Annotated in this window: 11 protein-coding genes and 1 pseudogene; 10 read left to right on the plus strand and 2 right to left on the minus strand. The window is 67.7% G+C overall.

Going from position 1 to position 21503, the window contains the following annotated elements; translation table 11 throughout:
• Positions 1-667 (plus strand): group II intron maturase-specific domain-containing protein (locus J7I97_RS19390; protein WP_251058962.1); only part of this gene is annotated, 667 nt, incomplete at its 5' end.
• Between the two features lie 413 nt (positions 668-1080).
• Here the strand turns inward: J7I97_RS19390 and J7I97_RS19395 are convergent.
• Positions 1081-1205 (minus strand): annotated as a pseudogene (locus tag J7I97_RS19395) (IS5/IS1182 family transposase); the annotation flags it as partial.
• A gap of 873 nt (positions 1206-2078) precedes the next feature.
• On the opposite strand from J7I97_RS19395, the gene J7I97_RS19400 reads away from it, so the two are divergent.
• Complete coding sequence (locus J7I97_RS19400; protein ID WP_214936558.1) at positions 2079-2330, plus strand: hypothetical protein; 252 nt, start codon at positions 2079-2081, stop codon at positions 2328-2330.
• 708 nt (positions 2331-3038) lie between these two features.
• The gene (locus J7I97_RS19405) at positions 3039-4028 is read left to right on the plus strand and encodes a hypothetical protein (RefSeq protein ID WP_214936560.1); all 990 of its coding nucleotides are present in this window, start codon (positions 3039-3041) and stop codon (positions 4026-4028) included.
• An 85-nt stretch (positions 4029-4113) separates the two neighbouring features.
• On the opposite strand, the gene J7I97_RS19410 is transcribed toward J7I97_RS19405, so the two are convergent.
• On the minus strand, positions 4114-4797 hold the full coding sequence (locus tag J7I97_RS19410) for a hypothetical protein (protein WP_214936562.1): 684 nt from the start codon (positions 4795-4797) through the stop codon (positions 4114-4116).
• A 630-nt stretch (positions 4798-5427) separates the two neighbouring features.
• On the opposite strand from J7I97_RS19410, the gene J7I97_RS19415 reads away from it, so the two are divergent.
• From J7I97_RS19415 to J7I97_RS19445, 7 genes are all read left to right on the plus strand, one after another.
• Complete coding sequence (locus tag J7I97_RS19415; protein WP_214936564.1) at positions 5428-5637, plus strand: hypothetical protein; 210 nt, start codon at positions 5428-5430, stop codon at positions 5635-5637.
• A gap of 85 nt (positions 5638-5722) precedes the next feature.
• Positions 5723-6421, plus strand: coding sequence for a restriction endonuclease (locus J7I97_RS19420; RefSeq protein ID WP_214936566.1), 699 nt, complete (start codon positions 5723-5725; stop codon positions 6419-6421).
• A 466-nt stretch (positions 6422-6887) separates the two neighbouring features.
• Complete coding sequence (locus J7I97_RS19425; RefSeq protein WP_308369181.1) at positions 6888-7388, plus strand: hypothetical protein; 501 nt, start codon at positions 6888-6890, stop codon at positions 7386-7388.
• Positions 7389-8172: 784 nt separating this feature from the next.
• A complete protein-coding gene (locus J7I97_RS19430; RefSeq protein ID WP_374195495.1) occupies positions 8173-18669 on the plus strand; it encodes a LamG-like jellyroll fold domain-containing protein in 10497 nt (3498 codons plus the stop codon).
• Positions 18669-19271: an SMI1/KNR4 family protein gene (locus J7I97_RS19435; protein WP_214936571.1), complete on the plus strand. Its 603-nt coding sequence runs from the start codon at positions 18669-18671 to the stop codon at positions 19269-19271. Before J7I97_RS19430 ends, J7I97_RS19435 begins: the two co-directional genes overlap by 1 nt.
• Before the next feature lie 166 nt (positions 19272-19437).
• Entirely contained in the window at positions 19438-20034 is a 597-nt protein-coding gene (locus tag J7I97_RS19440; protein ID WP_214936573.1) for a DNA/RNA non-specific endonuclease, read from the plus strand.
• A 16-nt stretch (positions 20035-20050) separates the two neighbouring features.
• The gene (locus tag J7I97_RS19445; RefSeq protein WP_214936575.1) at positions 20051-20635 is read left to right on the plus strand and encodes an SMI1/KNR4 family protein; all 585 of its coding nucleotides are present in this window, start codon (positions 20051-20053) and stop codon (positions 20633-20635) included.
• The last annotated feature ends 868 nt before the right edge of the window (positions 20636-21503 follow it).

A 21503-nucleotide genomic window follows, 5' to 3' on the forward strand; every position in this document is an offset into this window, starting at 1 on the left:
GGACTTAGCGTCCTCTCAGGGCTCACCAATTTCCCCGTTGTTGGCGAACATTGCGCTGCACGTGCTCGATGAGGCGTGGCAGCACGAAGGGCGCCGGCTGGGAATTCTGGTGAGGTACTGCGATGACTTCGTGGTCCTGTCGCCGACGAAACAGCGGGCCGAGCAGGCCCGTGAGCTGGCGGCCAGTGTGCTGGAACGGCTCGGGATGCGTCTGCACCCCGACAAGACCGGCATCGTCTGCCTCACCCGGGGCGGGGAGGGCTTCGACTTCCTCGGCTTCCACCACCGGAAGATGGAATCGTGGAAATGGCGGGGCAGATTCTACTTGCAACGCTGGCCCTCGGCCAGAGCGATGCGGGTGCTGCGGGACAAAATCCGCGTGGCGACCTCCCGCTCGAAGACCGAACGGCCGGTATCCGCCGTGGTAGCCGATCTCAACCCTGTTCTGCGGGGCTGGGCCGCATACTTCCGCAACGGGAACTCCGGGCGGAAGTTCAACGTGGTCGATGGCTACGTCCACGAACGGCTGGCGATTCTCGCCAGTGCGAAACATAGAATGGCGGGCCGGAACTGGACCACCCGTTTCACCTACGGATGGATCACCCGACTCGGTATTTACCGTCTTACCGGGAACGTGCACAGGGCAACGGCGCATGCCAGCCGGTGAACGATGTCGGAAAGCCGTGTGCGGGAGAACTGCATGCACGGTTTGAAGCGGCGGGGACTGGAAACGGAGCATCAGCCACCGCGCCAGTCCCCGACCCTACCGCGGCTATGTGCATGGGCACTCCGTAGACAGCTCGGACTCCCAGCTCACATTCCACATCGCATCCTGAAAAGCGAGGACGAGACGGTAAGTACCTGCTCTTGAGTCGTGCATGACAGAGTGGGTCAAGCGGGAGGCGAGGAGGGCAGGGACGGTGGTTCGGTGCCTTCTTCATCCCTTTCGGTGGTGTCCGCGGCTGACGTGCCGTGGTGCTCGATGCGAGGGTGTGTGAGTCGATAAGCCTGGCTGGCGGTCACCGTGGTGACCGCGGTCAGTCCCGGGTGGGTTCGCGGGAGGCCAGCTGGCTGGACCGGCGGGACTGTCGACGGGTGATGCGCCTGGTCATGAGGGTGATCGCGGCCCAGGTGATCAGCGATTCGGAGTGCTGGATGAGCCGTTCGTAGTCGCGGGCGTGTCTGCGGGCGTGCATGAGTGAGGCGTCCATGGCGGCGGCGAAGGCGGGGTCGCGCTTGCGGCGGAGGAAGTCGCGGACGCCGGATCGGATAACGCCAACGGCGAAGGCGACGGCGCCCCCAAGAAGAAGGTCACCATCCAAGACGTGACCATCGCACGGCGATAGACCGAGACGTCTGCTGCTGCGACCAGCGGCACGCACACGTCTGCGCCCGACTCGCCGAGTACCGATCGCCCGTCGGCTCCGAAGCGGCTCCACCCTCGGTGGCAGCCTCAGCGGGCGGCGCTTCACGACCCTGACTGCGCGGTTAATCCTGGCTGACACAGATGCGGCGTCGATCAACCTGCCGCACGGGGGGATGTGCCGGAGTGGCGACTTCCCACCTGACCGGAACCAGGCGCAGATCATCGAGCTGCTCACGCAGCTGGTCGGCCAGCGGCCCGAGGCCAGCTGATTTTCCCCGGGCCCGGTGCCCGGTCTGTCTGTACGTGCGGCGGCCCTGGCAGCGAAGAAGGCCCGGCGCCCGGAAGGCCAGCGCACCGAACGGGCACCGCGAGCAAGGTGCCCTACTACCGGCTGATGAACATCTCCTGCCCGGTGTGCCACGCCAAACCCGACGCCGAGTGCGCCCTGCCCACCGGCTCCCACCAAGCGCGGCGGGACATCCTCAACCACCACCTCAACCGCGCTGGCGCCGCCGCCGATAGACGCCTCACCCTGCGGCGGCGTGACCGGTTGCTGCGCTGCGTGGCGTCCCACTCCTCCAGGGCTGCCTCCAGTACAGCGGCGACGTCGGCCTCGGTGTCCTTGTGCCCGGCATACCAGCGCAGGTCCCTGGAGCAGACCGGGGCGCAGAGCGCTGGTTTCGCGGTAAGGGCCAGCGGCCAGGATCGGGACATGAGTGAGCTGATATGGCACGACGACGCCTCAATCGAGCTATCCACGTCCCTCCCGGCCGAGGGCGGATTGCCCGTGAACGGCAAGCCGGAGAGGCACGAATTCAGGGGAGCGCGCATCGCCTTCCGTGACGGCTTCGTCTACATCCGTCCTGATGCGAACAACCTGGGCCGCAGCGGCAACCGGGTGTTCGTGGTGCCGGCTACCGCAGTGGTGCGGGCGGAGCTGCCTAACGGCGCGGCCGAGGTGTAGGGCGAGCAGCTCTCGGACGTGATGCGGGGCCCGGCGGAATCTTCCGCCGAGCCCCGCATCTTGTCGTATGCCCTTCGGCCCACGAGAGTTCTCACGGTGGGGAAGGAAGTCCAGGCGGCCGACCCGTGGGCCGTGCCACCTTGCGGAAGCGCCCCGCTGCAACGGGGGCTTCTGAGTTCTGCGGTGCGTGTCCGGACCGTTGGACCTGCGCCTCTTTCGTACGCGTGCACGCGTCCGCGGACCCGTGCGTCCCCGCGCACGTGGGAACGAGTTCAAGGATGCGGGGGATAATTGACCACGGCAAGGAGATGTAGGCGGCTAAGTTCCTCCAGTACGCCCGTTAGGCCGCCTGACCTGCGCATACGGCCACGAAAATTGACGATCAAGGTGTTATTCAATAGAACCCGAACCGTTCGTTAAACAATTCCGTTCCAGCCCTTAAATAACAGCGGAGCCATTTATTTAAGGCTGCCTCCAAGGGGAACTCAAACGGCGTTGTCGGGCGTATGCCTGGGTAGCGTGGGACCTGCTGTCGTCTGTGGCTGCAACCACTGGCAGTGAAGTCCCGTGCCCTGCAAGGCACTTGAGCACCGCGTACGGACCGTAAGTCACCTGTCGTTCTCGCGTATGGGAGTCCACTTCCTTGTCTCTGCTGCTTCCTGAGCCCGTTCCTGCTGAACAGGACGGGCCGGCTCCCCACCGCTGGCGATGATGGCCGAGCGCAGCGGGACCTCCGCCCCCACACTGTCCAACGCCCACAACGGCAAGAAACTGCCGACCTGGGCCACCGTCAATGCCTACGTCCTGGCCTGCGGCGGCAACCCCGAGGACTGGAGCCCACGCTGGGAGAGCCTGCGCCTGGCGGGCGCAGGGCTCTCCGGGGGCCTGTGCCGCGAGGCACTGTCCCACTGGGAGCGCACGGGCATCCTCACCCCCATCCCCGTGGCCGACGAGGCCGAGCTGCGCCAGCTGCTCCAGGCCCTACTGGACTTCAACGGGCTCAGCCAGCGCACCCTCGCCCGCCAGGCGCCCGGCTACTCCCACGTCACCTACGGGGCCGTCCTGCGGGGCACCCGACCCCTGCGTGCGAAGATCCTCTACCAGATCCTCATCGGCTGTGGCGTTCACTCACTGCGCAGCCAGGAGGCGTGGTTTGTGGTGCTGAGCAGTTTCTCCGGGCGCGAGGGCCTGGAGGGCGGCAAGCTGCTGACCCGGGTGGACCCGAGGTACCGGTACGCCGGCGACGTCGACCTCAAGACGCTCAGGGCCGTCCTGCCCCAACTCGAGCGCGGCCGTAGCCTGCTCGCCTCCGGCGTCGCGTCCTACGACAGCGTCGTGGACCTGCGCACCGCGTTCGAGGACATGCTGGCACTGCTGCTTGGCTCCCTGGAGCGCTCGGCGATCCAGCTGCCGATCAAGCTCAGCATCGCCCTCGACCAGGTGATCCGGCAGCTGCAAAGCGCGTCGTTCCCCAACCCGGCCGCGCTCGCCGCCCTCGTGCCCCTGGCCCTACCGTTCCACCCTCGACTGCAGACCCGGGTCTCCCAGGCCCTCAAGAACGCTGGCGAGGTTCTGCGGAAGGTCAACGACGGCGAACTCCCAATCCCCAGCCAGAAGGGAGTGCGTGAGCCGACGGCAGCCCTGATCCCACGGCCGCCGCGGTTCCCCACCGCGAGCTCGGTGCGCGCCGCCTCGTAGGGTCCGTGGCAGACCGGCGCGTGTGGTCATCCGTTCAGTCGTGCCGGGCGCGGCATCGAGGCCGCCGTGCTGGTGCGCCTGGCCGTCAGGCTGGTGGCTGAGGTGGACCGCTGGGAAGGAACGACCTGATGCTCCGCGTTAGCCGGGTGGCTTCGGAGAGGCCGTAGCTGCGGCACAGCAGCAGGTACGCGCCGATGGGCCAGGCGAGGAACGCCGTGGGGATGAGGATGGTGGCCGAGATACCGAAGCGTCCGAGCAGCACCGACACGGCTGACACCGCGCTGGCCGACCAGAAGCACGCCTTCGCCAGTCGGCGCCCGTCCAGCCGGTCCGGTTCGATCACGGCGTCTGCCGGGAGTTCGGAGGCGGGAAGGATGTGCATGAACTGGTCGGCGGCCACGTTGTTGGCTATCGCGGCGGCCAGCCCACCGAGCTTCTTCGCGGCACCGTCGCGGTCTACCAGCAGTGCGTCAGCAGCCTGTGCAATGGCTGTCTCGACGCACTCGGCGTGCTCGTGTAGACCCGCCCGGAGGTCCTTGCGGTTCCCGAATTCGGAGGCGGCATAGGTGGCTGTGCGCCGCAGGGGGAGTCCCAGTTCGGCGGCCGTCTTTCTGAGCTTCACCGCGTCTGTGTATCGGCTGTCGGCCAGCGCGACCAGCTCCGCGCTCGCCGATAACAGCGCCATCGCCGGGTACAGCGGCCCGTAGCAACGGTCGATGTGCTCCCCGCCGCGGACCTCGCCAACGTAGATACGCAGGGCATTACCCACGAGTACGGCCCCCGCAGCCATGCCTAACTGCGTCCACAACGTCGGCCACGGAATGCAGCCTCCCGCCTCCGGGGTAAACCTGCCCCAGGTGCGCACCCCGCCAGATTCAGGAAGACCGGGAAGGAGCAGACACCAGCGGCGATCAGTACCGGGCCAGCCAAGCGCCGCAACCCTTCCCGCTTGTAGGCGAGCGCCTTTCGGATACGGTCCCCGTCGAAGGGGACCCCAAGCACGCCTGCCGCCATCTCAGCTGGGGCGACCTTGGCCTCTACATGCCGGTGGTGCCAGCGCAACAGCGGGTGTCGCCAGGTCGCCACGGTTTCCGTCTCGCTCATTCTTCCCCCACGCTCACAGACGAGAGCAGCGTAGGGCTGATAGCTGACAGGGCGTCGGTGAATGTGGAGACCCGCGTTACCTGACAAGAGCTGATGGTCGCTGCCCGGCCGACTGCCCGGGGGCCTTGGCGTACTTGAGTCCCCCGAACACCCGGTCCTGCCGAATCCGGCCAGTACAGCGCATTGCCGCCAATCCCCGGCGATCCGGTCACAGTGCCGCTGACCTCCAGCTACACGAGACCAGGGGGCTGTCGTCCGCTGCCCCGTGATGGTTCGGACAGGGGGGACTGGGCACTTGCTCACGATCAACGTGGCGGTACTCCTGGCGTTCATCGTCTTCCTGCGGCTGCGCCGCCGCACCCACTCCCGGAGCCGGTTCGACGAGAAGATGACCGTGGTCATTGTCCTGGCGCTGGGCGTCATCCTTGCTCCCACCGACGTAGGCCAGGGCATTGCCAGCTTCCTCGGCCAGCTGGTCAGCGGTGTCTCCCAGGCCGGCCAGTGACCCCCCTCAGCTTCCTTCGCCTTCCGACAAGGCGGGGCACCGCGGCCTCACGCTGTAGCGCCGCTTCACGGTCGGGGAGGAAGCGGTGAGCGGACGTCGCCGTCCTGCCCGACGCCCCGGTCGGCGTTCCCGGCGCCGTAAGAACCAGCGCCTGGAGCAGCTGCTCCTCGCCGTTCTCGCGGCCGCCGTCGTGATCAGCCTGGCGGCCGCCGCGCTGCGGTGGCTCGCCGCCCACCCCTGGATCGTCGCCGCCATCTTGCTGGTGGTCGCCGCCGGTGCCGGGGTCTGGGCGTGGCGGCGCAAGGAGGCCGCCCGGTGGGAGCAGGTCCGGGCGAGCGGCCTGCGCTTCGCTCTCGGCCACCTCGACGGTCTGCATCACCGGGCGTTCGAGTTCGCGGTGCGGGACCTGATGCGCCGCGACGGCTGCGCGGACGCGGCGCAGGTCGGAGGGCGGAGCGACAACGGGGCCGACGTCAAGGCCACCGATCCGTACGGGCGCCGGTGGGTCATCCAGTGCAAGCACCGCAAGGACGGCTGGTTGGGCAAGCCCGTCGGGAGCCCCGACCTGCAGGTCCTCAACGGCACCGGCAGGCAGATCCACCACGGCGACGTCGTGGTCATGCTCACCAACGGGCGAATCACCGCCGACGCCACCCAGTTCGCAAAGTCCCAGCGCCTCCACCTCGTCGACCGGCACCTCCTCGGCGAATGGGCCGGCGGATCGCGACCCCTGTGGGAACTCCTGCGCGCACTTCCTCCAGGCGGCCGTCAGGCCACCCCGTGAAGACATCGGATCGGCCATCGGCCACAGGGTCGGGTACCGCCCGCAGGCCGGTGACCTGCCTCATTGGAGGGGCGGAATCTGAAACCCCCGGTGACCTGCAACGTTCCCGGTCGGCCACCCCGATGGGATAGGCCCGCCGTGGCCGGAAGCCGCCTACGACCTGGACAGGACACGCCATCAGTCACAGGGGACCGGTCACGAGATCGGCCACGAGGCGTGTGCCGGAGGCAGCGCTTTGCCTGCGGTGCGGCCATATTGCGGACCAGAATGAGCGGATGCGGCCTTTCACGTACGCGTTCCGACGCCTCGGTGTTCCCGTACCCGCCCCAGGTTCCATAGCTGGCTGGCGGCTGGGGGAGCGGTGACGCAGGAGAGCTGGGGGCCCTGGCAGAAGCGGCTGCACTCGGGGGAATCGGTTCGTCTTTCCCGTGCCTGGTACCGGCGCGTGGAGTGCCCCTCTTGTAGCGTGGCCGCCGGCCGTTCCCGCCGCACTCCCTCCGGGCATCCCACCAGTCACCACCGGGCCCGCCGGGACGCCGCGGGGCCGCCTCCGTACGAGGAGTGGCGCAAGGAGGGACTCATCCCAGAGCTCGAGCTGCCCCTCACGCTCCCCGCGGTACTCGAAGTCGGCCGCGCGGCCGCCACCGAGTTCGGCGTCGAGCAGTCGCTCGCCGACGCCGCCGTGATGGTCCGGCACTTCCTGGCCGACCGCCTCGCACTGACTCTCGGCGATGAGGCCGCGCTCGACCTCTTCGATGAGACCGCGCGCACCCTGGTCCTGGCCCGTGGGCCTGAGGGGAGCGCCGATGTGATCACCGTCCTCGTCTCCCAGGTCGTCGCGTTCCTCCCACTGCTCGCGGGAGCGGACCGGGACCCCGAGGTGGCGTACACCGAGTGGCTCCGTAGTCAGGTCGCCCACGCGCGGCGCCGGCAGCGCGAGGAACGGCGCATGCGTGCCGGGGAGTGATCGCTGAACCGGTGAGTCGGGTCGATGGGGGTGGGGTTCGTGCGGGGTGACAACCGGCAGATTCAGACGGCGGTTCTGGGCGGTGCGGCCTCGGAGGAGCCGCTGATGCTGCCGCTGGATGCGCAGCCCTGTCCGAGGTGCCTCGCCAAGACGGGCAAGGGCTGCCTCAACGACGACGGCAACGGCGGCAGCTACCCCATGACGAACGGCTCCGGCTGATCATCAATGAACGGAAACCGCGCTCGCGGCAGCGTTCTGCCGTGTGGCGCGTGACGGACGTCGCCTGCCCTACGCGCAAGGCCCGGCCCGGCTCACGCTGCACGACGCCGGACGGCCATCCGCACCAACCCCGCGTTGCGCAGTTCAGACGCCAGGTCTCTTCTCAGTGAGCCCAGTCGAGCTCGACTTGCGCTGCGACGGGGCCGCGGAGCCCGGTTTCCGCCGGCCAGCCGGGCCGTCCGCGCCCAGCCCCGGGTACACGCAGGCATCCTTCGTACCGGCTCCGAAGGACCAGACCCGACCTCGGCGTTGGCTGAGGCGGAGCCTGGTTCCTGCAGAGGAAGTGAGTTCCCTCACTCCAGCTCTGCGCGCGAGGCAGAGTTGGTGTGGGCATGCCAGGACATAAGATCATTTCACGGTCGGCGTGCGACCAGTCATGGCCGTCTGTTTCCGTATGAATCTTGTGTACAAGCTGTGAAAATAGATAGGACAACCTCACTGATCATCTATGTGGGGGAAATCCGTGCGCACAGCGCGACCACTAGTACTCCTAGTGGCATTCGTCATGGCCGTTATGGCCGGAACAGAACAGGCCGCACTCGCGGTGAACCAATGGGTCACCGCCAAGACCGGCTTCGGCGCCGGTGAACGGCCCGAACAGGGCTGGGGATCGGCGCGCGGACGGGGCCACAGCGCCTCCGGCGACGCCACCGACGCGGCGGCGGGAGGGGGACGCAGCGGCGCGCTGAAGGCGCCGGGCGAGCTCCCACCGGACGGCGGCGCCACGCCGCTGCGACTGGGCCAGGCACCCAAACCGCCCGCCGAGACGCCGTTCGAGAAGGTTCCGGCGCCCAAGGCGGCCCCGCCGAAGGGCTTCGATCCCAAGGTCAGCACCGAGGTGCCCGCCGAGCGCACCGAGCGCGGCCGGACCTTCGCCAACCCGGACGGCACCTTCACCACCCGCTTCTACAACGAGCCCGTCAACTTCCGCGGCAAAGACGGCAAGTGGAGGGACATCGACACCAGCCTCGCCCGCCAGGAACAGACTGGGCTACGGACCATGAGCGACTCCGGCTCCTTCTGGGAGCCCCGCTCAACCGAGACGCTGAGCCGGTTCGCCGAATACGCGGATGCCCAGACGCTGGTACATTTCGGCGCCGACGACCAAGCCGCGATCGCCTACGGGATCGAGGGCGCCGCACACACGCAGGGCCAAGTCTCCGGCAGCGTCATCACCTATCCGAAGATCCGCCCTTCCGCGGACTTGGAGCTCATAGTCGGCAGCGAGTCCGTCAAGGAGACACTGGTCCTCAAGGACGCCGACGCTCCCACGGAGTGGCGTTTCCCGCTGACTCTTGAGGGCCTGACGGCGAAACTCGACGGGCACGGCGGCATCACTTTCCTCGACGCCGACGGACGCCAGAAGGCCTGGATGCCGGCCGGCTGGATGGAGGACTCCAAGAAGGCCCCGAACTCCAACGAGGGCGTCATCTTTTCCGGGGTCGCTTACAACATCGTGCAGGAGGGCGCGCGCCAGGTCCTGGTCGTCACCCTCGACAAGAAGTGGCTGTCGGACCCGGAGCGGGTCTTCCCCGTGAAGGTCGATCCCTCGGTGGAGCGTTCCGGTGCGTCCACGGGCACGTACGTCCAGGCACCGTACAACCAGAACTTCTCTTCGGACACCGTTCTCAAAGTCGGCACGTCCAACGGGGGCGGCAACAAGTCCGCGTCGTTCCTGCGCTTCGACGGGATCAACACCTCCCTGAAGAACGCCTACGTGCTGGGTGCCACACTCCAGCTCTTCAACACGTGGTCGTATTCCTGCACGGCACGCCCCGTGACCGTGCACCCCATCACGTCGAACTGGTCGGAGAGCACGACCTCCTCCTGGCCGGGACCGGCCACCGGTAACGCCATCGGCTCGAAGAGCTTTGCCCACGGATGGCGCCCGGCCGGCCAGACCGGCTACCCCTGCGGCGGGCCGGCTTGGGAAGGGATCGACCTCGGCAGCAGCGGTCGCCAGCTGGTCGACGACTGGACTCATGGGCGCAAGCCGAACTACGGCTTGGCCCTGCAGGCCTCCACCACGGACTCGTCCGCGTGGAAGCAGTTCGGCTCCGACGACTACCCGAACGGCAAGCCGACGCTCGACGTCACCTGGTCCAAGTACGGGGCCGCCTATCAGTTGGGCCAGTGGGTCCAGCCGCCGACAGCCACCACCGAAGGCGCTTTCAAGGTCACGGTGACCAACCAGGGCCAGCAGACCTGGGGCAAGGACAGCAATTTCAAGCTGAAGTATGACCTGTACGACGCGAACGGCACGATGGTCGGGGGTGACTACGCGAGCAAGATCCGGTGGACGCCCATGCCGTACGACGTGGCGCCCGGGGGCTCAGTCACCCTCGACGCGAAGATCGCCCCGCTCGCGCCCGGCACGTACCAGCTCGTGTGGACGATGGACGAGTACGGGGTGTCCAGCTTCACCTCCGCTGGTGTCCCCGGGGCAGGCATCCGGTTCGACGCGGTCAACGCGCCGCCTTACCTCACGGGCGTGGCGCCTCCGAGCGGCACACTGGCCGACACGCTCAACCCGACGCTGTGGGCGTCAGCCGCAGACCTGGACAAGTCTCCCGGCTCTCTCACGTACCAGTTCGAGGTGTGTGAGGTCGAGGGCAAGGACAGCCGCAAGAACTGCCGGAGCGGACCGGCGTCCGCCTCACAGAGCTGGACCGTCCCGGCGGGCTGGCTGAGCTGGGCGAAGACCTATGCCTGGTACGCCTACGCCAGCGATGGCAAGGACCAGTCCGCCCGGACCGCGCCCTCGATCCTGAGCACGCAGGTGCCGCAGCCGGTCATCACCTCCCACCTGGGCGGTGCCGACAACGGCCGCACCTTCGGCGAGCGCTCCGGCAACTACGCCACCGCCGCCACGGACGCCGCCGTACCCACGGTCGGCCCCGAGCTCGCGGTCTCCCGTACATATAACTCGCAGGACCCGCGCAAGACCAGTGCCTTCGGCGCCGGGTGGGCCACCCGCTGGGACATGCGGGCCGCCTCCGAGCCTGACGGCAGTGTCGTGATCACCCTCGCGAACGGCAGCCAGGTCCGCTTCGGCAAGAACAGCGACAACACCTACAGCGCGCCGTCCGGCTCCATGGGGGTGCTGACGTCCGCCTCCGGCGGGGGCTGGACTCTGCGTGACGCGTCCGCGGCGCTGTACACCTTCGATGCCGCCGGCCAGCTGACCAGAATCAAGGACGGCTACGGGCGCGAACAGCTGCTCACCTACACGGGCGGCAAGCTGACGAAGGCCACCGATGCGGTGTCCAAGCGGGCGCTGACGTTCATCTGGAGCGGTGCACACGTCGCGTCCGTCTCCACCGACGCGGTCGGGCCGAGCGCTCCCGCGCTGACCTGGTCGTACACGTACCAGGGTGACCAGCTGACGAAGGTGTGCCCGCCGTCGTCGACGACGGCGTGCACGGTGTACGAGTACACCGGCGGCTCGCAGTACCGCAGCATGGTCCAGGACGCCGGCCCGGTCGGCTACTGGCGGCTGAACGAGGCCGAGGGCGAGGCTGCGCTCAGCGAGGCCGTCTCCCGTACCGGCATGAACGCCGGGCACTACCGTGACGTCGACCTCGGCGGCAGTGGTGTCCTGACGGGCACGGGCAACAAGGCGGCGTCCTTCAACGGCACCAACTCCTACGTGGAGCTGCCGGACTCCACGCTCGCGTCCTCCACCGTGCTTTCGCTTGAACTGTGGTTCAAGACCGACAAGCCGGGCGGTGTTCTCGTCGGCTTCCAGGACGAGCCGCTGGGCGGTCGTCCGGGCCACTACAACCCGGTCCTGGCCGTCGATGCGGCGGGCAAGCTCCGCGGCGCCTTCGAGCTGTCGGACAGCAGCGTGACCCCTCTGGTCTCCCCGGCGCCGGTCACAGACAACACCTGGCACCACGCCGTGCTCACGAGCACGGGCACCAGCCAGATCCTGTACCTCGACGGCCAGTCTCTGGGTACCCGTACCGGGCCCGTGACCCACTCCGTCAAGACGTACACCTACCTCGGCGCCGGCTTCACCGCCGACGGCTGGGACGGCGGCGGCGCGTACACCACGCGCTACTACAAGGGTCTGATGGATGAGGTCGCGGTGTACCACCGTGCCCTCGACGCCGGTTCGGTGCGCGCGCACTACGCGGCCCGTACCGGGGCCTCGAAGTTGTCCAAGGTGTCCCTGCCCTCGGGCCGGGTCGGCGGTACGGCTGAGTACGACAGCGACACCGAGCGCGCCACCAAGGTCACCGACGCCAACGGCGGTGTGTGGCAGGTCTCGGCGCCCGTCTACGCGTCGGGCTCCCAGGTCTACGCGGATGCCGTGCGCGCCGCGAACCCGGTCAACTACTGGCGCCTGGGCGACAGCAGCAGCGCCGCGGCGTTGGATGAAATCTCCACAGGCGGCAACGGCTCCTACCGTGACGGCGTCGCCCTCGGCGGCGTCGGCACGTTCCTTGACGGCGACGACGGTGCCATCACGCTCGACGGGTCAAAGGGCGCCGTCCAGGTGCCGGCGGAGCCTCTGAGCGGGGCGACCTCCCTCTCCGTTGAGATGTGGTTTCGCACCGACAAGCCCAGCGGTGTCCTCCTGAGCCTGCAGAGCACCGAGCTCGGCACCACCCCGCAGGACTGGAATCCGAGTCTGCTCATCGACTCCGAGGGGATGCTCCGCGGCCACTTGTGGGACTCCAGCGCCTGGCCTGTAATGGGTGGCGTCAAGGTCACCGACAACAGGTGGCACCACGTCGTGATCACCGGCGGTCCTGCCGGCCAGTCCCTGTATCTCGATGGCTCGAAGATCGGCTCCAAGACCGGTGTCGTCAAGCCGGAGACCTTCGCTTACACCTACCTCGGGGCCGGCTACTCCAACGCGGCCTGGGACGGCCAGGCCGGTGGCACTCGTTACTTCAACGGTCAGCTCGATGAGGCCGCCTTCTACGCGAAGGAACTCGACCCCCAGACCGTCGCGGACCATTTCAAGGCCCGCAATAAGGCAATGAGCGGCACCGGGGACCAGTACCGCGGTGTGGTGACGGCCGGCAGCCCGGCCGGCTACTGGCGCCTGGACGAGACCGGCGGCACCACGGTGAACAGCCGCGTCGCCGCCCTCGACGGCACGGGTACCTACACCAAGGCCACCCTGGGAGTCACCGGCGCCTTCGGCCCCGGTGACGGCTCCGCGGTGCAGTTCAACGGCGACGGATACGCGCAGGTCCCGGGCGTCGGCATCGGCACCGCCGATGTCTCCGCCAGTCTCTGGTTCCGGACCGACAAGCCCGGCGTCATGCTCGCCAACCAGTCGGCCGCCTTGGCCGGAGCCACCGACGCCACCGGCGACTGGGCACCGGTCCTCTACGTTGGCGCCGACGGCAAGCTCCACGGCGAGTACTTCTCGGGGACGGGGGCATCGAACGCCTCACCAGGCACCGTGACCGACAACCAGTGGCACCACGCGGCCGTCACCGCCAAGGCCGGAGTGCAGACCCTGTACCTGGACGGCACCCAGGTCGCGACGAAGACGGGGGCGCCCGTCAATCACGAACACAGCACCCGCACCTACGTCGGCGCGGGCTTCGCCAAGAACTGGCCGTCCGCCCCGGGCAACGTCAGTTACTTCACCGGCACGCTCGACGAGGTCGCGGTCTTCCGCCGCGGCCTCACCGCCGATGAGGTGGCCAGCCAGTACGCGGCCCGCACCACGGCCGCGTCCTCCTCGCTCACCTCCACGGTGACGGTCACCGACCCCACCGGGGCGAAGACGTCCAGCACGTTCGACGCGGTTCGCGGTCAGCGGCGGGTGGCCTCGACGGACGCGGACGGTGGTGTCACCACCTTCGCGTACGACACCGGCGGCTTCCTCCACACGGCCACCGACCCCAACGGTCACGCGAGCATCACCGGTCACGACGAGCGCGGCAACACCGTCTCGACGACGACCTGCCGGGACGCGAACTCCTGCTGGACGTCGTTCGCGGAGTACTACTTCAACCCTGCGGATCCGCTGGACCCGCGCAACGGCAAGCCCACGGCGGTCCGTGACGCACGGTCCACGGACGCGGGTGACAACCGCTACCGCACGGCCACGTCCTACACCGCCCTCGGCCTGGCCGACACGGTCACGCTGGCGGACGGCCGGACGGCATCGACGACCTACACCGCAGGCTCCGAGCCCGCAGTCGGGGGCGGAACGACCCCGGCCGGGCTGGTCGCCACGACCAGGACCACCGGCGGCTCCACGGTCGCGTACGCGTACTCCGCGAGCGGTGACCTGGCGAAGGCGACGGCGCCCTCCGGTCTGGTGACCACGTACACGTACGACGGCATCGGCCGGCGCCTGTCCGAAACTCAGGTCTCCGACGGCACCCCGGGCGTGACGACGGCGTACGCGTACAACGCGATGTCCCGGATTTCCTCGGAGACGGGCCCCGGCGTCAAGAACGAGATCACCGGAGTCACGCACACCGCGAAGATCTCCCGTACCTATGACGTGGACGGGCAGCTACTCACCACGTCCACGGAGGACACCACCGGAGGCGACGCCACCCGCACCACCACCTACCGCTACAACGCGCTCGGCCTGAACGAGAGCGTGACAGACGCGGCGGGCAACGAGAGCACCTTCGGCCATGACGCGCTGGGCCGGGTGGTCCGCGAGACGGATCCCGCGGGCAACGTCGTCACGCACGCGTTCACCAAGCGCGGGCAGCTGGCCGAGTCGGTCCTGAAGGACTGGACGGGCGACCCGTCCGGCCAGGCCCGTGACCTGGTCCTGGTCTCGAACGCGTACGACCCGGCGGGCCGGCTGGCCTCGACGACGGACGCGATGGGCGCCACGACCGCCTTCACCTACTACGACGACGGCCTGCGGGCCTCGGCGACGGCGAAGCAGGTCACCCAGGCGAACGGCTCGAAGAAGGACATCGTCCTGGAGTCGGCGGTCTACGACGGCGCGGGCAACGTCCTCTCGCGGACCGCGAGCGGCGGCCGCACCACGGTCAGCACGGTGGACGCCACGGGACGCACGACGCGCAGCGTCTTCGACCCCAACGGCCTCAATCGGGTGACCACGGTCGCCTACGACGCCGACGACCGGGTCACCGAGTCGACCCAGTCGATCGACGGCTCCGGCAAGAAGCTCACCTCGACCGCCGAGTACGACGGGGCGGGCAACCCGAAGAAGGCGACCGTCACCGACGGCACCGGAACCCGGGTCACCTCGGGCACCTTCGACCAGCGGGGCCTCCCGCTGACCCAGGTCACCGCGCGGGGCAACACCTCCACCGCCCGGTACGACGCGCTCGGCCGGCCGGTCGAGACGACGGCGCCGCAGGTGCAGGCCGAGGAGAACGGCGGTGCGGCCGCGGCCGTCACGCCGAAGATCCTCAAGGGCTACAACACCTTCGGCGAGGCCACCGAGACGCGCGATCCGCGCGGCCTGGTGACCCGTGTGGAGACCGACAAGCTGGGCCGCCCCACGGCGCTCACGCTGCCCGACTACATGGCGCCGGGCGCCGCGACGCCCACCACGGCCGTTTCGCGCACGACGTACGACAAGCTGGGCAACACGGCCTCCACCACCGACCCGCTGGGCCGCGCGACGCATTTCGCGTACGACCAGATGGGCAGCCTGGTCCGCAAGACGGACCCGGCGATCGCCGGCGCGCAGGGCCTGAAGGCCCCGGGCGCCGCCACCTTCGACGGCACCTTCACGGACTTGTCCGGCGGTGGCGTCTCCACCTACACCTGGACCCCGACCGGTCTGCCGCTCTCCGCGACCGACCCGACCGGGGCCCGCAGCGAGTCCACCTACGACGAGCTGGGCCGCAAGCTCACCGCCACCACGGTGGAGCGAAAGCCCGTCCTGCACAACCTTGTCTCCCGCTACACCTGGGACGACGCGGGCAACCAGACCGAGTCGACCACCCCTGGCGGGCGCCGCACCACGGCGACGTACAGCACCGCCGGTGAGGTCCTGACCGTCACCGACCCGCTCGGGGGCGTCACCCGGTCGGCCTACGACGGCCTCGGCCGCCAGACCGAGTCGAAGGACGCCACCGGCCGCAAGACGGTCACGGCGTACGACGTCCTCGGCAACCCGGTCTCGTCGTCCGAGTACGGGACCGGAACGACGGTCCTGCGCTCAATGTCCTCGGAGTACGACGCGGACGGAAACGTCACCGCATCGGTCTCCGCCACCGGCGCCCGGCGCACCTACACCTACGACGCGCTGGGCCGGATGACCAAGCAGGTCGAACCGGTCACGGCCACCGACTCGATCACGACGACCTTCGGATACGACGCGGCGGGCAACCGCACGCGCCTGACCGACGGCCGCGGAAAGGCCACCTACTACACCTTCAACGCGTGGGGCCTGCCGGAATCGACCATCGAGCCCAGCACCACACAGCACCCGGCCCTCAGCAGCCGCACGTGGACGAACGTCTACGACGCGGCCGGTCAGGTCGTCACCGAGCTGCTCCCGGGCAGCGTCAAGCGTCAGAAGACGTACGACGCCCTCGGCCGCCTCACCGCCGAGACTGGCTCCGGCACCGCCGTGGCCACCCGTCCCCGATCCCTCTCCTACGACCTCGCCGGCCGTCTAACCGGCGTCGGCGCAGACGGAATCCTCGCGGGCAACACCTACACCTACAACGACCGCGCCCAGCTCCTCAACGCCGACGGCCCCTCGGGCAAGTCCGCCTACGCCTACGACGCGGACGGTCAGATGACCTCCCGCACCGACCCGGCGGGCACGACAGCCTTCGCCTACGACCAGGCCGGACGCCTCGACACCACGACCGACCCGCTCACCGGCACCCAGGTGCGCAACGACTACGACGCGGCCGGACGCCCGACCGCCGACGAGTACGCCCGCCCCGCCGCCGGCGGCACGTTCACAATCGGCGCCAAGCGCTCGTACACGTACGACGCTCTGGGCCGGCTCGCGGACGACAGTGTCAAGAACACCGGCACGGGCGCCGGGGTCCAGGGCTCGGCCTACGAGTACGACCTCGACAACCGCCTGGTCAAGAAGACCACCACAGGCACCGCCGGGACGGGCGCGGAAACATACGCCTACGACCTCGCCGGCCGCATGACCTCGGAGACCAGCGGAGGAACCACCACCGCCTTCGAGTGGGACAAGGCCGGCAACCTGACCAAGAAGGGTGACATCACAGCCACCTACGACTCCCGCAACCGGGTCCAGACCCGGGGCACGCAGACCTACGACTACTCCGCCCGCGGCACCGTCCAGACGGTCACCGACGGCGCAACCAGCCGGGTCATCAACTCCGACGCCTTCGAGCGGACGGTCAACAACGGCACGAGCACCTTCACCTACGATTCGCTCGACCGGGTCCTGACCAACGGTTCCAACGCTTTCAGCTACGACGGCGGCTCCAACAACCTGGTCAAGGACGGCACGTCCACCTACAGCCGCACCCCGGGCGGCACGCTGCTGGCCAGCGCCACGACCGGGACCGCCGGCTCAGGACGTCTGTCGGTCACGGACCAGCACACCGACGTGGTCGCCAGCCTCTCCGCTGACGGCACCACCGTCTCCTCGTCCCGCGCCTACGACGCACTCGGCAACGTGACCGCATCCTCGGGCGGCAACCCGTCCCTCGGCTACCAGTCGGGCTGGACAGACAACTCCACCGGCGAGGTCAACATGGCCTCCCGCTGGTACCAGCCGGGCACGGGCGGCTTCACCAGCCGCGACACCTGGCAGCTCGACCCGAACCCCTCTGCCCAGGCCAACCGCTACACATACGCCAACGCGAGCCCGATGAACGGGATCGACCCGACCGGGCACCTCGTGTGGGACTGCTTTGATCCGAGGAAGAACACCAAGTCACTCTGGATGAAGAGGGTGGGCGGCGTCTTCGGGTGCACATTGTGGGAGGCCTGGAACGCCGGGGGGAACATGACCGACGGCGCCGGCGAACGCTGCCCTGGCATGGTCAACTGCCCAACTCCCTCCGACTGGCGCGACCCCGAGGGCATTAGCGGAGAGAAGCGACAGCACGCCCGCTACCAGTCGGCGCCTCCCCCTCCCAGCCGCAGCAGCGGCCGCAGCAGCAGCGGCCGCAGCGGCGGTGGCGGCGGCGGCGGCGGCACGACAAAGGTCCGCCCGCGTCCGACAAAGCCTCCGAAACCGCGCATCGACACCAACGCGTACAACGGCGCCAACCCGATTCCGGCTCCGAACCTGCCGCCGGCGGCACTGAACTGGACGGCCGGTTCAACGGCCACCCTGACCGCCGGGCAGACCATCACCACCACCTTCACCTCCCAGGCGATCCTGGACCTGCTCGCGATAGCCGGCTTCACCCCGCAGCAGGCGCCCAACGCCGAAGGTGTCCCGGGTATTGACACGGGTGCCGGCTCGGACACCAGGGAAGGGCGGGACTGCCGCGTACTTGGAGCGGCATGGATCCACTACTCTCCCACCGACCCGAACAACGGAGACCGGGCCACAGGCGCCGAGGCATGCCTCGACAAGGCCTATGTTGACGAAAAGCGGGGCACGGCGACAAACACGAGAAGCGGCGCGAAGCCGCCCGCCTACGACTGGGCAGCCGTCTATGCCTGGGAGCTGGGCAACTCGCCTGCCAGGAACTGGCGCAACGCGTGCCACCTGATGGCCAGCAGGCTGGGTGGCAGTGGAACGGACTACGAAAACCTTGCGACCTGCAGCAGGACCGCCAACTCCAGCCGTATGGACAAGAGCACTCCGGAGCATCGCCACTCGAACATGGCCAAGTGGGAGGCGGACGTCTATGACGCGGTCCAATCCGGCCAGGTGGTCCACTACACCGTGACCCCGGTCTACGACGGCCCGCACGTGGTGCCAGTCGCCTTCCGAATGCAAGCGTCCGGGTATGACCCGAACGGTGGGAAGGGTATCTCGTTCGATAAACTCGTATTCAACGAGATGTACAGCAAGAAGGACCAACAGTGGCACAACATGGGCCAATGGTCCCCGACCAATTGGGTGGAATAGTGGCTGCAAACGACGCAAAAATCGAGGGCCCTCTGTCGGAACTTCTGGACCTGGTCGTCCGCAAGGAAGGCTCTGCAGGAGATGTCGTCAACTGGGGTGGTGCCGAGGCCGTGAATGGTCACCGGTTCCCCCTCGACTACATGAATTTCATCGAGCGCCTGGGCGGAGGTTCCTTCGAGGAGTCCCTGGACGTTCGACTGCCTCTCGTCACGGCTTCGGACGCCGAACACCGAATCTGCCCCATCTCGCCGGAAGCCCTGGCCGACCCCCTGACCCATCGGTGGACCGACCCGGACGCCGCAGCCACCTACAGAGTCGAGGACATGTTGATCTGGGGGGAAACGGCTGGAGCCGACACCCTGTGCTGGATCGCAGGTGACAGCGCCCCCGACGCATGGCCGATCGCCGTCTACAGTCGCAATGACTTGGCCTGGACGGTCTACCACTGCACTCTGACTGAATTCATCCTTCGAACCCTCCGCGCAGAGTTCGATGCGTGCCCACTCAGTGACGCATCCCTATTCGGACTGGAATCCCCGCGATTCCTTACCGCACGGGAGGAGACAGAAATGATGGACCAAGGGATTGACCCCTGGTCCTGACATTGAGCAAGAACTGAACATGCCGTGCCCCCTTCTCCAGGGGGCACGGCATGCGTGGTTTCTGGGCAGAAAACGTGGGATCGAACCCGGCGATTGCCATCGGGCGCGGACCGGATGCGGGCTCCGACACGGAACAGGCGAGGGACTGCCGCAAGTTCGGCAGCGGATGGCGCGAAGGGGGGCGGTCGACGCTGTCAACGGCAACCGCACCACCGGAGTGGACGCCTGCCTGGACAGGCACTTCCTCATCAACAACCAGACCGAGGAGACTTCCTCGGAGCGACAGTTCGATCCCCCCGGTCACGTGTGGGCCAAGGGGTACATGGCCGATTTCGGAAACGAGCCCAGTAGGTTCTGGGTCAACGCGTGCCATCTGCTCGCCAAGGACCTGACCGGCGATGCGCGGGAGGAGAACTTCGCCACGTGCAGTCGGCAGGCCAACGCCTGGACCATCGACCGGCGTGCACCTCAGATGACGCCGAAGATGCTCACCTATGAGAGTCGAGTGAAAAAGGCGGTCATGGGCGGCCAGGTTGTCCGCTACAAGGTGACACCGTTGTACGAAGGGCCTCGAACCGTTCCCTACGCCTTCAAGATGCAGGCGTCCGGCTGGAACCCCGACGGATCGCCCGGAATTGTCATCGACGATGAGGTTCCCAACCAGTTCTTCGGGCTCCGAACCGGCAAGTGGCACAACCTGGGGCGCGTGTCGAATCCCGGTCCCGTTCCAGTCCGCGGTACAGACGAGTGGAATAACCGCTAGAAATGAGGGAACAGACATGACCGACTACACCGCACAGCTGTCCGAGTCGCTGACACTCCTGGGAGGCGGGGGCGACGAGGTCGACTGGAAAGCCGTCGAAATCGAGTACGGGGTTCGCTTTCCTCAGGACTACATCGACTTCATCGCGAATTTCGGTGAGGGATCGATCGAGGAAACCTTGTGGGTCAGTATCCCCACCGTCAACACCGACCCGATGAAGAGGCGGGTGGACAGGCTGCCCGAGGAGGTACTCGAGTTCCCCGAGGCAAATGAATGGGCAGACCCGAGCGCCGCCGAGAAGTACCGACTCGAAGACCTGCTCATCTGGGGCGAGACCAATGAGGCGGACGTCCTGGCCTGGATTACTTGCGGATCCGCGCCGGAGAAATGGCCGCTGGCCGTGTTCTCCCGCAGTGAATCAACTTGGTCCGTTCACCACTGCAGCATGACTGAATTTCTTGCAAGGCTGCTGCGTGCCGAATTCGACCGCTGCCCCATCAGCACAAAAACGCTATCCGGCCTCACCCACCCCCGATTCCTCCACGCAAGGGAGGAAACGCGGTTGAAGGATCTGGGCATCAACCCATGGTCACGGGACTGATATAGCCCCTTCCATCAAATTCCAGCCCTGTTTCGAGTGTTCCTCGGAGCAGGGCTGGAGTCATGTGCGGGCGCCGACGGCCGGGCCCCACCCCCTGTCCGCCGTATGAATTCCACAGCCGCTCAGTACGGGGCCCGACACGCGGAGGCAAACCTGGCCACCGAGGGGGACGCCGGCCCTCGCTGTGCTGTGTTCCCCGACGATCTCCTCGAGCTGCAGGAGCGCCTCCACCGCGCCCACGCCGAGCACCGGGCCTGCCTGGACGGACTGCCCTGGAGCGTGGAGCCCCTGAAGGGCTGGGCGCGGGGCGAGCGGTTCTCCCACCGTGGGAACGTCCCCGACAGCCCGGGCTGGAGTGAGGAACAGAAGGAGCAGGTCGACCGGATGTGGGCAGAGTGCGCTCTGAAAACGACTGACTGTATTCCCGGCTCAGCCGGGAAGGATTCGGAGGAAATCCTTGGGTCAAGTGACCTACCTGGAGCCGAAAGGTAAAGGGGAAAGTAGCATGTCACTAAAGCGGACGGCCATGCCTAAGTAGCAAGGGTGGTGCACCGCAAGACCCGCGCAATATGGCGAAAGCTAAACTGCCTGAACCCCAATTTCCAGCTGGTTCAAAGATGCACCGATCGGAAAGCTACTCGAAACCGATGCCACGCCCTGCGACGGCTATTTCTGCCGGCCGACGCAACTCCGGGGCTGGGAGCGATGCCAAGTGATGGCATTCAAGGAAATGAGTGGGGCGCCTAATACTCCAGCTGTAGATCGTGATCTTGCTGGTCGGGGGCCGTTGCGGACATGGGTGCGGCCACCGTTGATCATCGTGAGTTGTGTGGACTTACGAAGAGACGGTGGCCGCAGGTCACAGCAT

The organism is Streptomyces sp. ISL-87 (assembly GCF_018614095.1).
Classification (GTDB): Bacteria; Actinomycetota; Actinomycetes; order Streptomycetales; family Streptomycetaceae; genus Streptomyces.

Bases quoted from the DNA above. Each gene is read 5' to 3' on its own strand.
- J7I97_RS19400 (WP_214936558.1), top strand. From the start codon at position 2,079: ATGAGTGAGCTGATATGGCACGACGACGCCTCAATCGAGCTATCCACG.
- J7I97_RS19445 (WP_214936575.1), top strand. From the start codon at position 20,051: ATGACCGACTACACCGCACAGCTGTCCGAGTCGCTGACACTCCTGGGA.
- J7I97_RS19440 (WP_214936573.1), top strand. From the start codon at position 19,438: ATGGCGCGAAGGGGGGCGGTCGACGCTGTCAACGGCAACCGCACCACC.
- J7I97_RS19430 (WP_374195495.1), top strand. From the start codon at position 8,173: ATGGCCGTTATGGCCGGAACAGAACAGGCCGCACTCGCGGTGAACCAA.
- J7I97_RS19405 (WP_214936560.1), top strand. From the start codon at position 3,039: ATGATGGCCGAGCGCAGCGGGACCTCCGCCCCCACACTGTCCAACGCC.